Origin of the sequence: Streptomyces sp. NPDC059852 (assembly GCF_042731455.1) — a bacterium.
In the GTDB taxonomy this organism is placed as follows: domain Bacteria; phylum Actinomycetota; class Actinomycetes; order Streptomycetales; family Streptomycetaceae; genus Streptomyces.
Genome location: NZ_JBHWJK010000004.1, coordinates 288,868 through 301,833, shown reverse-complemented (window position 1 = coordinate 301,833; position 12,966 = coordinate 288,868). Strand labels below are relative to the sequence as shown.

At 73.2% G+C, this 12,966-nt stretch carries 8 protein-coding genes; 7 read left to right on the top strand and 1 reads right to left on the bottom strand.

Annotated elements, in window-relative coordinates:
• Positions 1 to 45: 45 nt before the first annotated feature.
• Positions 46 to 1,725, bottom strand: coding sequence for a tetratricopeptide repeat protein (locus ACFV46_RS07565; RefSeq protein WP_385497352.1), 1,680 nt, complete (start codon positions 1,723 to 1,725; stop codon positions 46 to 48).
• Positions 1,726 to 2,063: 338 nt separating this feature from the next.
• Here ACFV46_RS07565 and ACFV46_RS07560 point away from each other — a divergent pair, with 338 nt between their 5' ends.
• From ACFV46_RS07560 to ACFV46_RS07530, 7 genes are all read left to right on the top strand, one after another.
• Entirely contained in the window at positions 2,064 to 4,589 is a 2,526-nt protein-coding gene (locus tag ACFV46_RS07560; protein ID WP_385497351.1) for a SpoIIE family protein phosphatase, read from the top strand.
• Positions 4,590 to 4,631: 42 nt separating this feature from the next.
• A complete protein-coding gene (locus ACFV46_RS07555; RefSeq protein WP_385497350.1) occupies positions 4,632 to 7,406 on the top strand; it encodes a SpoIIE family protein phosphatase in 2,775 nt (924 codons plus the stop codon).
• Between the two features lie 139 nt (positions 7,407 to 7,545).
• Positions 7,546 to 8,364, top strand: a complete 819-nt coding sequence (locus tag ACFV46_RS07550) for a chitosanase (RefSeq protein WP_376726068.1) — start codon at positions 7,546 to 7,548, stop codon at positions 8,362 to 8,364.
• 176 nt (positions 8,365 to 8,540) lie between these two features.
• Positions 8,541 to 9,905 carry an FAD-dependent oxidoreductase gene (locus ACFV46_RS07545; RefSeq protein WP_361933077.1) on the top strand — a complete coding sequence of 455 codons (1,365 nt, stop codon included), beginning with the start codon at positions 8,541 to 8,543 and terminating at the stop codon, positions 9,903 to 9,905.
• Between the two features lie 104 nt (positions 9,906 to 10,009).
• On the top strand, positions 10,010 to 10,975 hold the full coding sequence (locus tag ACFV46_RS07540) for a DUF1152 domain-containing protein (RefSeq protein ID WP_376726066.1): 966 nt from the start codon (positions 10,010 to 10,012) through the stop codon (positions 10,973 to 10,975).
• Between the two features lie 102 nt (positions 10,976 to 11,077).
• Complete coding sequence (locus ACFV46_RS07535; RefSeq protein WP_385497349.1) at positions 11,078 to 11,572, top strand: lamin tail domain-containing protein; 495 nt, start codon at positions 11,078 to 11,080, stop codon at positions 11,570 to 11,572.
• A gap of 218 nt (positions 11,573 to 11,790) precedes the next feature.
• A complete protein-coding gene (locus ACFV46_RS07530; protein WP_361933070.1) occupies positions 11,791 to 12,939 on the top strand; it encodes a hypothetical protein in 1,149 nt (382 codons plus the stop codon).
• The last annotated feature ends 27 nt before the right edge of the window (positions 12,940 to 12,966 follow it).

Below are 12,966 nucleotides of genomic sequence, written 5' to 3'. Positions count from 1 at the left end.
GCCAAGACGTTCGAGGGGACCGAAGGGTTGTACCAGGAGTGCCACTCATCCGGAGCAGCAGGCGTCCCCGGTGTCCGCGTCTCCCTTCTCGAGCCGGCAGTAGCAGGACGCCTCCACGGGTACGTCGGCCAGGGCGGCGGCGAGCCGCAGGCGCTGGGCCACCATGTGCGCCTCCGCGGTCCGGCCGAGGCGCGTCAGGCACTCGTGCAGGCCGTGCAGGGACCAGACGTTGTCCGGGTGCCGGCAGGGGCGCGGCAGGGTGTCGTCGAGGCCCAGGTCGGCGCGGTAGACCGCCTCGGCCTCGGCGACCCGGCCCTGCTCGAGCAGGAGGGCGCCGTAGGCGTGCCGGGTCGGCTGCATCCAGCCCCAGGGCTCGTCGTAGGGGAGGTTGTCGTCGAGTTCGATGGAGCGTTCCAGCGCGGCGAACGCGGCGTCGTGGTCGCCCTTGCGGTACTCCAGCTCGCCGTCGAGCATCGCACCGGCGATCTCGAGGATGTCGGCGCAGGTGTTGTTGAAGAGCATGCGGGTGCCGGGCACCCGGGCCACCGCCTCGTGGAAGCGCCTCCGCTCCTCCTCGGCCTCCGGCACGCGGTGCGTCGAGGAGAGGGCGACGCCGCGCGCGTAGTGGGTCATCGCGGTGGTGACGCAGTACAGCGCGGGGTCGGCGGGCAGCGGAAGGGCGAGGATGTCGTCCCAGCGGCCGAAGCGGATCAGGGCGTGGACGCGCATGGCGAGGAAGCCCTCCAGCCAGTCGGCCATCGGCGGGCTCTGCACCCTCAGCAGGTCCTCGGGGATGGACGCCTCGAGCCGCGTCACGGTGTCGAGCGCCACCTCGCTCTGCCCGAGGAACATCGCCCCGTAGATCTTGAAGTGGTAGTTGTGCGACCGGTACAGCGTGTAGAAGTTCATCGATCCCGCCCGCGCGCGGTACTTCTCGTCGGCCGCGATCGCCGCCGTGTTGTCCGAGACCACTCGCCGGTAGTCGCCGCACAGCACCTCGAGGTGGGAGGGCATGTGCAGCAGGTGCCCGGCGTCGGGCACCAGGTGGCGCAGCCGGTCGGCGACGGTCAGGGCCCGCTCGGGCGTCGGGGACATCTCCATGAGGTGGATGTACAGGTGGACCAGGCCCGGGTGGTCGCGGCCCCGCGGGTCGGCGAGCGCCCGTTCCAGGACCTCCTTGGCCTCGCGGGTGCGCGCGCCCTCGGCCGGCTGTCCGGTCCTGAGGTCCCACAGCTGCCAGGGGGTGAGGTTCATCAGGGCGTCGGCGTAGAGCGTGGCGACGTCCAGGTCGTCGGGGGCGAGGTCGTGGACGGCGCGCATCCGCTCGGCGTACGGGGCGTTCCAGACGGAGCAGTCCGGCAGGGCCCGGCTCTGGGGGTAGCGAGCGCGCAGCGCGGAGATCAGGGCCTGTTCGACCGGTGTGGCCGTAGCGGCCTTCTCGTGGGCGCGTTCGACGGCGGCGTGGGTGCGCTCGACGGTGCCGGCGAGGTCCTTGTCGTCGAAGGCCTCCCAGGGCTTGTTGTAGTTCGGGCCGAGGGCGTAGGCGATCCCCCAGTAGGCCATGGCGCAGTCGGGGTCGGCCTCGGCGGCGGCCTCGAAGCAGGCGACGGCCTCCTCGTGGTGGAAGGCGTACGTCCAGTTCAGGCCGCGGTCGAACCAGAGCTGGGCCGGTGCGCAGGACGTGGTCACGGGGCGGGTGTGGGTGCCGAGGTCGTAGTACTCCATCGTCGCTCTCCTGGCTGTGCGGGGCCGCTCCGGTGGCGGGCCGGGCCCGGACGGCGTACGGCGGACGACGGCCGCTCCCCCGCCGTCGGCCCCCTTCTGCTGATGTGCCCGGTCGCCCGCCGCGTCACGCGCCGGACCGGAGACCGGCGGGCCGCCGGCCGGATCGGGGGCGGAGGGGCTTGGCCGGGCGCGGTCCGGGGTACTCGCCCCGCGCATGTGACGTCTTGCGATCCATACGGCCGCCGTGGCCGGGCCCTGCCGCCCAGGTGCGGACGAGGTGCGTCCTGGCGCATTCTTGCTGTGTCGCACGCGCGATGCGTACGGACGAGGTAGGACCGATGACTGGGAGCGCCGAGAGCGCAAAGCGGAGGTCCGGCAGGCTGGCGGCACTGCTGATCGATGTCTCGGCACAGGCGATCAGCGCGTCCGGCGGCCACGCTGCCGGGGTCTATCTGCGTTCCCGCACGCCCGGGCTGCTGCGTCTCGCGGTCCTGGAGGGACTGCCGGGTCCGCTGTTCCGGCCGTGGTGGCGGGTGCACGCCGACCGGCCCTTCCCGGTGGCCGACTCCTTCCGGCTCGGCGTCGAGGTGGCCCTGCCGAACGCGACGGAGACGATGCGGCGCTACCCCCAGTTCGCGGCGGCCCTGCCGTTCCAGTTCGGCTCCCTGTCCGTACCCGTGGCCGGGGCGTCGCAGGTCTTCGGTGTCCTGACGGTGCTGCGGCCCTCGACGACGGACGCCACCGAACTGATGCCGGTGCGGGAACGTCTGGGACAGCTGGCCGGGGAGCTGGGGGCGGCGCTGGAGAAGCTGGACGGCCAGGTCCCGGACACGGTCGCCTGGGACGGCGGCCCGCTGTGTGTGCGCCCGCCGGCCACACGCCGGCCCTCCGGGCACGTCGGGCGCTTCAGCTGGCGGCCGGAGACCGGTGAGGTCACGGCGGACGCGTGGCTGAACGGCGTGCTGGGCGTGCCGCCCGAGGGCGAGCCCGTCACGGTCGAGTCGTTCGCGGCGGCCGTCGCCCCTGCCGACGCCGAGCGGGTCCTGGCGGTGCTGCGCGAGGCCGCCGGGGGGCGGTCGCCGGCGTTGCCGCTGTACGTCCGCGCTCCGCACGGCGCGCCCCGGCTCGTCGAGGTGTGGGGGCCGCACACGGACGCACGGGGCTCCGCGGCGCCGCCTGCGGTGCGGGGCGTCGTCCTCGACCCGGGGCCGGACTCGGTGGCGGACGCGGCCGCCGACCTGCTGCCGGACGGCGTGCTGTGCCTGGACCGGCTGGGCCATGTCGTCTACGCCAACCCGCACGCGGCGCGGCTGCTGCGCCGGCCACGCACCGATCTGTTGGGACGCACGCTGTGGGAGGGCGTGCCCTGGCTGAACCAGCCGACGCTGGAGGACCATCTGCGCGGTGCGCTGCTGTCCCCCGACCCGGTGCACTTCCATGTCCGAAGACCGTCCGGGCAGGGGCGCGAGCGTCCCCCGCACCCGTTCTCGGGCGACTGGCTGGCCCTCTCCGTCTATCCGGGCGCCGACTTCCTGACCTGCACGGTCCGGCTGGGGCACCGGGTGGCGGACGCCCCCGGGCCCTCGGAGGCACAGGCCGCCCCCCAGCCCCCGGGGACCGGCTCCCTCTCCCCGCTGTACCGCCCCATCATCCTCGCCATCGCCCTGACCGAGGCCGTCACCGCCCGTCAGGTGTCCGCCGTGGTGATGCGGGAACTGCTGCCCGCCTTCGGCGGCAATCGGCTGGCGATCTACCTGCTGCAGGAGCGGCATCTGTATCTGGCGTGGGAGACGGGCTTCCCCAAGGGATTCCTCGCGCCGTTCGAGGGGGTGGGGATGGACGAGCGGCTGCCCGGCGTGGAGACCCTGACCAGTGGCCGCCCCCTGTTCTTCGAATCGATGGGGCAGCTCGCCGACGCCTATCCGGGGATCGCCCTGGACGCGGAGGAGGGCTCCCGCGCCTTCCTGCCGCTGATCGCCTCGGGGCGCCCGGTCGGCTCCTGCATCCTGGGCTTCGACCGGCCGCGCGGCTTCAGCAACGAGGAACGCACGGTCCTGACCGCGCTGGCCGGGCTGATCGCCCACGCCATGGAGAAGGCGCAGCGCTACGAGAGCGAGGCGGCCCTCGCCCGGGGCCTGCAGCAGGCGCTGCTGCCCCGGCGGCTGTCGCAGCACCCGCTGATGGAGACCACCGGCCGCTATCTGCCCGGCACGCAGGGCATGGAGGTGGGCGGCGACTGGTACGACGTCGTGGCCGCCGGGGACGGGATGGCGCTGGTCATCGGCGATGTGCAGGGGCACGGCGTGCAGGCGGCCGCCACGATGGGCCAGCTGCGCAGCGCCGTCCGCGCCTTCGCGCTCGGCGACCGGCCGCCCGACGAGGTCATGAGCGGCACCAACCACCTGCTCATCGACCTCGACGCCGGGCTGTTCGCCAGCTGCTGCTACATCCGGCTCGACCCGGCGACCGGGCTCGCGCACGCGGCGGTGGCCGGACATCCGCGGCCGCTGCTGCGCGGGCCCGACGGCCGTACGCAGGTGCTCGACCTGCCCGGCGGGGTGGTCCTGGGCGTGGATCCGCAGGCCCGGTACCCGGTGACGAACCTGCGCGTGGAGCCGGGGGCCGTGCTCGCGCTGTACACCGACGGGCTCGTGGAGCGGCCCGGCGTCGACATCGACGTGGGGATCAGCGCGCTGCGGGTGGCGCTGGCCCGGGCCGGTGCGCCGGGCGGACGTCCGGGCGGGCGCTCGCTGTCGTCCATGGCCGACCGGCTCACGGCGTCGGCCCGGCACACGGCGGACCGCCCGGACGACATCGCCCTGCTGCTCGCGACCCGGCGTTCCAGGCCGCTTCGGCCGATGTAGGGGGGTCTCGCCTCCCGGGGCGCGGCAGTGTAGACATGGCACATGGTCCGACTACAGGGTCGCTCGGGGGCCCGGTCGGCCCGTCGTCCCGACGGTCGGCGCGCCGCTACGGCGCCCGGCCCCACCGCTGTCGCGTCCGGACGCGGGCCCGCCCCGGCGGTGGAGCGAGGGCGGCGCCGGGGGTGGTTCTCCGCGGTGCGGTCGACGGTCGGCGGGCGCAGTCTGGCCGGTCAGGTGTTCGTCCTGCAGGTCGTGATCGTGCTCCTGCTGGTCGTCGCGGCGGTGGTCGCGCTGGTGCTGCAGGTGCGGTACGACAGCACGCAGGAGGCCCGTAAGCGCTCGGTGGCGGTCGCCGAGGCGTTCGCGAACGCGCCGGGCACCCGGGAGGCGCTGGACGACCCCGATCCGACCGCCGTCCTGCAGCCGAGGGCCGAGGCGGCCCGCAAGGCGACGGGCGTGGACTTCATCGTCGTCATGAACACCGACGGGCTGCGCTACACGCACCCCAAGCCGGACCGCATCGGCAAGACGTTCGTCGGCACCCTGGAGCCGGCGCGGGCCGGTGGCGTCGTGGTCGAGGAGATCACGGGGACGATCGGCCCCCTCGTGCAGGCCGTGGTGCCCGTCGAGGACCCGGCCGGCCGGGTGGTGGGGCTGGTCTCGGCGGGGATCACCACGGACACCGTGGGCGGCACCGCAGACCGGCAGCTGCCGCTGGTGCTGAGCGCGGCGGCCGCCGCGCTGCTCCTGTCCACGGCGGGCACGGCCCTGGTCAGCCGGCGGTTGCTGCGGCAGACCCACGGCCTGGGGCCGGACGAGATGACCCGCATGTACGAGCACCACGACGCCGTGCTGCACGCGGTGCGCGAGGGCGTCGTCATCGTCGGCGACGAGGGCCGGCTGCTGCTCGCCAACGACGAGGCGCACCGGCTGCTCGACCTGCCCGGGGACGCGCAGGGACGCCGGGTCCTCGACCTGGGGCTCGCCCCCGAGACCGCGGAGCTGCTGCACTCGGGGCGGACGGCCACGGACGAGGTGCACCTGGTCAAGGACCGTCTGCTGGCGGTCAACCAGCGGCCCACGCATCTGCGCGGCCGCCCGTCCGGCAGTGTGACCACCGTCCGCGACTCGACGGAGCTGCGGGCCCTGTCGGGCCGGGCGGAGGAGGCCCGCGAGCGTCTGGACATGCTGTACGACGCCGGGGTCGGCATCGGCACCTCCCTGGACGTGGCCCGGACCGCGGAGGAACTGGCGGAGCTCGCCGTGCCCCGGTTCGCGGACTACGCGACCGTCGACCTGTTCGACGCGGTGCTGGACGGCGGGCAGCCGGAGGCGACGACCGTCGTGCGGCGGTGCGCGCTCAGCGGGGTGCGCGAGGACGCGCCGCTGTACCCGGCGGGCCGGCAGATCCGGTTCGTGGAGTCCTCGCCGCAGGCCCGGGCGCTCAAGGGCGCGCAGGCCGTGGTCGAGCCGCGGCTGGACGAGGCGCGGGGCTGGCGCGCGCAGGACCTGGAGCGGTCGGCGCAGGTGATGGAGTTCGGCATCCACTCGCTGATCACGGTGCCGCTGCGGGCGGGTTCGCTGGTCCTGGGCGTGGTGAGCTTCTGGCGGTCGCGCAAGTCGCCGCCGTTCGACTCGGAGGAGCTGGCGCTCGCCGAGGAGCTGGTCGCCCGGGCCGCCGTCTCCATCGACAACGCCCGCCGGTACACGCGTGAGCACGGTATGGCGGTGACGCTGCAGCGCAGTCTGCTGCCGCGCCGGCTGCCGGAGCAGAGCGCGCTGGACGTCGCCTACCGCTATCTGCCGGCGCAGGCGGGGGTGGGCGGCGACTGGTTCGACGTGCTGCCGCTGTCCGGGACCCGGGTCGCGCTGGTGGTCGGGGACGTCGTCGGGCACGGTCTGCACGCGGCGGCCACGATGGGCCGGCTGCGCACGGCGGTGCACAACTTCTCGGCCCTGGACCTGCCGCCCGACGAGCTGCTCGGGCTGCTGGACGAGCTGGTGGCCCGGATCGACCAGGACGAGGCGGAGGACGCCGACACGGCCCCGGTGACCGGGGCGACCTGCCTGTACGCGGTCTACGACCCGGTGTCGCGGCGGTGCACGATCGCCCGGGCCGGGCATCCGCCGCCGGCCGTGGTCCGTCCGGACGGCTCGGTGGAGTTCCCGGACGTGCCGACGGGGCCGCCGCTGGGGCTCGGCGGGCTGCCGTTCGAGACGGCGGAGCTCGACCTCGCGCCGGACAGCCGCCTCGTGCTGTACACCGACGGGCTGGTGGAGGACCGCGAGCACGACATCGACGAGGGCCTCGAACTGCTCCGGGAGGCCCTGGCGGGCGCCGGGCGGACCCCCGACGAGACCTGCCGGGCGGTGCTGGAGGCGCGGCTGGCGGACCGGCAGAACGACGACATCGCGCTGATCGTGGCCCGTACGCGGGAGCTCGGGTCGGACCGGGTCGCCGAGTGGGACGTGCCGTCGGACCCGGCGGCCGTGGCACGGGTGCGGGCGGCGGTGACCCGGACCCTGGAGGAGTGGGGGCTGGGCGAGCTGACGTTCGCCACGGAACTCATCCTCAGTGAACTGGTGACCAACGCGATCCGGTACGGCGGGGAGCCGATCCGGGTGCGGATGCTGCGCGACCGCAGCCTGATCTGCGAGGTCTTCGACAGCAGCAGCACCTCGCCTCATCTGCGGTACGCGGCGATGACGGACGAGGGCGGCCGGGGCCTGTTCCTGGTGGCTCAGCTGGCGGAGCGCTGGGGCACCCGCTACCTGCCGGCGGGCAAGGTCATCTGGGCGGCACAGCCCCTGCCGTAGAGCGCTTGTACGGCGTCTTTGTGCATAGGTACGAACCTTTGACGCGCCTGCTGTTCGGCATGCCCCAGGTCTGATAGTAAACCTTCCTATCAGTGCACGTACGGCCCAGCCTCCTTCCCCCACACGATGCGGAGTCGCCGTGAAGCACCCCACACCCCTGTCCCGACGCACCCTGCTGACCGCGTTCGGCGCGGCCCTCGTGTCCGTCCCTCTCCTGAACCCCCCGCCCGCCGCCGCCCACCGCCGGGCGCCCGGACTCGACGACCCGGCGAAGAAGGAGATCGCCATGCGGCTGGTGTCGAGCGCGGAGAACTCCTCGCTCGACTGGAAGGCGCAGTACCGCTACATCGAGGACATCGGCGACGGCCGCGGCTACACCGCCGGCATCATCGGCTTCTGCTCCGGCACGGGCGACATGCTCGACCTGGTCGAGCTGTACGCGGCCCGCCGCCCCGGCAACGTCCTGGCCCGCTACCTGCCGGCGCTGCGCCGCGTGGACGGCACCGACTCCCACGACGGGCTCGACCCGGACTACCCGCGGGACTGGGCGCGGGCGGCCGAGGACCAGGCGTTCAAGCAGGCCCAGAACGACGAGCGGGACCGGGTGTACTTCGACCCGGCCGTCCGCCAGGGCAAGGCGGACGGGCTGCGCGCGCTCGGCCAGTTCGCCTACTACGACGCCATCGTCATGCACGGCGACGGCGGGGACCCGACGAGCTTCCGCTCCATCCGCCGCCGCGCCCTGGACCGGGCCCGCCCGCCGGCCGAGGGCGGTGACGAGACCGCCTACCTGAACGCCTTCCTGGACGCGCGGGTGTGGGCGATGCGGCAGGAGGAGGCCCACAGCGACACCAGCAGGGTGGACACCGCCCAGCGGGTCTTCCTGCGCGCGGGCAACCTCGACCTGAGGACACCGCTGGACTGGAAGGTCTACGGCGACAGCTTCCACATCGACTGACCGGGTGCGGGCCGCCGTCCCCGCACCCGGCGGCCCGCACACCCGGCGGCCCGCACCCGGTGCCGGTCATAGAATGGATCTATGGGCTCATAGACCGGACCCGTGTACCGGGTAAGGTTTGCCTTAGTTTAGGCTTCCCCCGAGTCGATCTATCGCCTCTCGAAGGGAACCTGATCATGCCCCGCCCCCTGCGGGTAGCCATCGTCGGAGCCGGCCCCGCCGGGATCTACGCGGCCGACGCGCTGCTCAAGTCCGAGGTGGCCGCCGAACCCGGTGTGTCCATCGACCTGTTCGAGCGGATGCCCGCGCCCTTCGGACTGATCCGCTACGGCGTGGCCCCCGACCACCCGCGGATCAAGGGCATCGTCACCGCCCTGCACCAGGTGCTCGACAAGCCGCAGATCCGCCTCTTCGGCAATGTCGACTACCCGAACGACATCAGTCTGGACGACCTGCGCGCGTTCTACGACGCCGTGATCTTCTCCACGGGCGCGACGGCCGACCGCGAGCTGCGCATACCGGGCATCGACCTGGACGGCTCGTACGGCGCGGCCGACTTCGTGTCCTGGTACGACGGGCACCCGGACGTGCCGCGCACCTGGCCGCTGGAGGCGGAGAAGGTCGCCGTCCTCGGTGTCGGCAACGTGGCGCTGGACGTGGCCCGGATCCTGGCCAAGACCGCGGACGAGCTGCTGCCGACGGAGATCCCGCCGAACGTCTACGACGGCCTCAAGGCGAACAAGGCCGTGGAGATCCACGTCTTCGGCCGCCGCGGCCCCGCGCAGGCGAAGTTCTCCCCGATGGAGCTGCGGGAGCTGGACCACTCCCCCACGATCGAGGTCATCGTCGACCCCGAGGACATCGACTACGACGCGGGCTCCATCGAGACGCGGCGCGGCAACAAGCAGGCCGACATGGTCGCCAAGACGCTGGAGAACTGGGCGATCCGCGACGTCGGCGACCGGCCGCACAAGCTGTTCCTGCACTTCTTCGAGTCGCCCACCGAGATCCTCGGCGAGGACGGCAAGGTCGTGGGCCTGCGCACCGAGCGCACCGCCCTCGACGGCACCGGCAACGTCAAGGGCACCGGCGAGTTCAAGGACTGGGACGTCACCGCCGTCTACCGCGCGGTCGGCTACCTGTCCGACAAGCTCCCCAAGCTGCCGTGGGACATCGACTCGGGCACCGTCCCGGACCAGGGCGGCCGGGTCGTCCAGGAGTCCGGCGAACACCTGCAGTCGACGTACGTCACCGGCTGGATCCGGCGCGGTCCGGTGGGCCTCATCGGCCACACCAAGGGCGACGCCAACGAGACGGTGGCGAACCTGCTGGACGACTTCGCGAACGGCCGCCTGCAGACGCCGGGTTCGCCCGAGCCGGAGGCCGTCGAGGCGTTCCTGGCCGAGCGGGAGATCCGCTTCACGACGTGGGAGGGCTGGTACAAGCTCGACGCCGCCGAGAAGGCGCTGGGCGAGCCCGAGGGCCGTGAGCGCGTGAAGATCGTCGAGCGCGAGGACATGCTGCGGGAGAGCGGCGCGTAAGCGCGTCCGCGAACGCGGCGAGGAGGGCCGGGGGCTGGAGTCCTTGGCCCTCCTCCTTGCGAGAACAGACGGCCTCGAAGATCACCGTCTGTTAGCTTCCCCGGGTGTTCTCGCTTCTCGAACCCCCGTTCTTCACCCGCCTGCGCGACGCGCGGCGGGTGCTCGTCGCCGGTGCGGGCGGCGGTTTCGACGTGTACGCCGGGCTGCCGCTGGCCCTGGCGCTGCGGACCGCCGGCAAGGAGGTCCACCTCGCCAACCTGTCCTTCGCGGATCTGTACGGGCTGGACGCGGGCGTCTGGGTCGGCGACGACGTCGCCGCGGTACGCCCGGACACCGCGGTCCGCGGCCGGTACTTCCCCGAGCACAGCCTCGCCCGGTGGCTCGCGGCGCACGACCTGCCCGCCACGGTGTACGCGTTCCCGCAGACCGGCGTACGGCCGCTGCGGGCCGCCTACCGCGCCCTGCTGGAGCACCTCGGCGGCGTCGACGCGGTGGTGCTGGTGGATGGCGGCACCGACATCCTGATGCGCGGCGACGAACACGGCCTCGGCACGCCGGAGGAGGACATGGCCAGCCTGGCCGCCGTGGCGGGGCTGGACGAGGTCGCCGAACGGCTGGTGGCCTGTCTCGGCTTCGGGGTGGACGCCTACCACGGGATCAGCCACGCCCTGGTGCTGGAGAACCTCGCCGCCCTGGACCGGGAGGGCGGCTACCTGGGCGCGTTCTCACTGCCGCGCGCCAGTGAGGAGGGGCGCCTGTTCCTGGACGCGGTGGAACAGGCCCAGCGGGACACTCCGGAGTGGCCGAGCATCGTCCAGGGGTCCGTCGCGGCGGCCGTGCGCGGGGAGTTCGGCGATGTGCGGTTCACCGAGCGGACCCGGGGCGGCGAACTGTTCGTCAATCCGCTCATGGCGCTGTACTTCTGCGTGGACGCGCCCGCCCTGGCCCGGCGCAACCTGTACCTGGACCGCCTGGCGGACACCGCCCTGATGCGCCAGATCAGCACGGCCATCGAGGAGTTCCGCACCGCCCTCCCCCACCAGCGCCCACCTCGGGCCTACCCCCACTGAGGCTCCCGCGTCCCGGGTTCCGGTGAAGTGGACGGCACGGGCGAGGTGGTTGTATACACTCCTGATCTTCACACAAGCTCCACACAGGGGGGATGTTTCTCCATGCGCATACGCACGATCGCCACGACGGCCCTCGCCGCCGGCGCCCTCGCGGCCCTGACCGCCACCCCGGCCCAGGCCACCGAGTACTCGTCCGCGCTCAAGGTCCGTGGCGTCCAGTACGACGCGCCCGGCCGCGACTCCAACAGCTGCAGCTCCGGGAACACCGACGAGGAGTACCTGACGATCAAGAACTACTCGTCGGGCTCCACGGTCAACCTCAAGGGCTACGTGGTGAAGGACAAGGCCGGCAACAAGTTCACCTTCACCCGCAACCACTACCTCCAGCCGGGCGACTACGTGAAGCTCCGGGGCGGCCGCGGAACGGACTCCGACGCAGGCAACGTCGTCTACCGCAACAACTGCAACTTCATGTGGAACAACGACAAGGACACGATCTACCTGAAGAAGCCGTCGGGCGCGGGTGCCGACACGCACTCCTACACCAAGGGCTCGAACGACCGGGACGGCAACGGGTACATCACGTTCCACAGCTGACCGGCACACGGTCTGGAGACGGGACCCGTCCCGGTGCGGATGGTGGACGGGTCCCGCTCACCGAGTCATTGTCATGACCGGCCGGGGCACGGGCCACGCGTGAGCGCGGACCGGTCGGTGCGCGCGACACACACCCCGTGTGCACCCCCCGCTGCCCCGGTGCGGTCGCGCGGTGACGATACTGGACGGAGCACGCGCCCCCGGCCACAGATGGACTCATGCCCAGCTCCTCCCGCACCCGCCCCATGACTCCCCCCACCGTGTGGTCGGCCCGCGGCCGGCACCGAGGGCCCGCCGCGCGGGACGACCTGCTGACCGCCCTCACCCGGCGCAATGTCAGCGGCGACCTCGACGACTTCCGGGAACGGCCCGCGCCCGACGGAAGCGACGCGACGGCCTTCGAGGCCCGCTGGCGGGTCGCCGGTCAGGTCACCGTGCGTGCCCGGCTGGAGCTGGAGGAGAGCCGCGACGACACCCGCGTATGGACGCTCGTCGCGGAGGCCGAGGCCCCGTGGGACCCCCGATGGCCGTCGCCGGCCGCCCTGTTCTGGCTCGAGGAGGACGACGCGCCCTGGGCCCACGACGCCGCCACCGGCCTCCCCCTGGGCACCGTCAACCTGCTGCCCACGGACGACAAGGCCGTACGGCGCCTGCTGCGGGACGCCGTCCGGGACGGCGGCGGCATCCACGTCCTCGTCCACGAGGCCATGACCACGGACGAGCGCGGCCGCACCCCGCTGGCCGGCATGCTGCCGCCGGGCCTGCGGCACCGGGTGGTGGAGCACCGCGCCGTCCCCAGCCAGCTGCGCGTGGTCAACTACGCCCTGCGCGACCTCGGCCCGCAGCTGCCGCGCGGCGGCGCCGTCGTGCTCCCCGGGACCCCGGCCCCGTCCGGCTACGACCCGGACGACTTCACCGTCCGCACCGTCTTCCTGGACGGCACCGAGCCGGCCGAACTCATCCACGCCGTCACCCGCTACGCGGCGCTGCCGCACGCGCTCCCGGCCGGCGCGGACGCCACCCTGACCGCGCTGCGCGAGGACTGGACCCTGCTCACCCTCGAGGAGGAACTCCAGCGCGAGCGCGATCTGGTGCGGATGTACGCCGAGGCGCTCGACGCGATGACGAAGTCACGGGACCTGTACCGGGAGGCCGCCGAGGAGGCGCACGCCGCGCTGGCCGCCTTCCGGGAGTCCGCGGACGCCGTGGCCGCGCTGCCGCCCGCGCCGCCCGGCGATCCCGCCCCGTCCCCGCTCCAGCAACTCACCCGCACCTTCGAGCGGCTCAAGGCCTCGGCGCGGGTCCGCAAGCAGGCCCCCGCCCCCGAGGAGACCACCGAGCGGCCCCGGGAGAACGCCGACCGCTGACAATCCGGCGTACGGCCGCTGCGCCGG

Bases quoted from the DNA above. Each gene is read 5' to 3' on its own strand.
- ACFV46_RS07565 (WP_385497352.1), bottom strand. From the start codon at position 1,725: ATGGAGTACTACGACCTCGGCACCCACACCCGCCCCGTGACCACGTCC.
- ACFV46_RS07560 (WP_385497351.1), top strand. From the start codon at position 2,064: ATGACTGGGAGCGCCGAGAGCGCAAAGCGGAGGTCCGGCAGGCTGGCG.
- ACFV46_RS07555 (WP_385497350.1), top strand. From the start codon at position 4,632: ATGGTCCGACTACAGGGTCGCTCGGGGGCCCGGTCGGCCCGTCGTCCC.
- ACFV46_RS07545 (WP_361933077.1), top strand. From the start codon at position 8,541: ATGCCCCGCCCCCTGCGGGTAGCCATCGTCGGAGCCGGCCCCGCCGGG.
- ACFV46_RS07535 (WP_385497349.1), top strand. From the start codon at position 11,078: ATGCGCATACGCACGATCGCCACGACGGCCCTCGCCGCCGGCGCCCTC.
- ACFV46_RS07530 (WP_361933070.1), top strand. From the start codon at position 11,791: ATGCCCAGCTCCTCCCGCACCCGCCCCATGACTCCCCCCACCGTGTGG.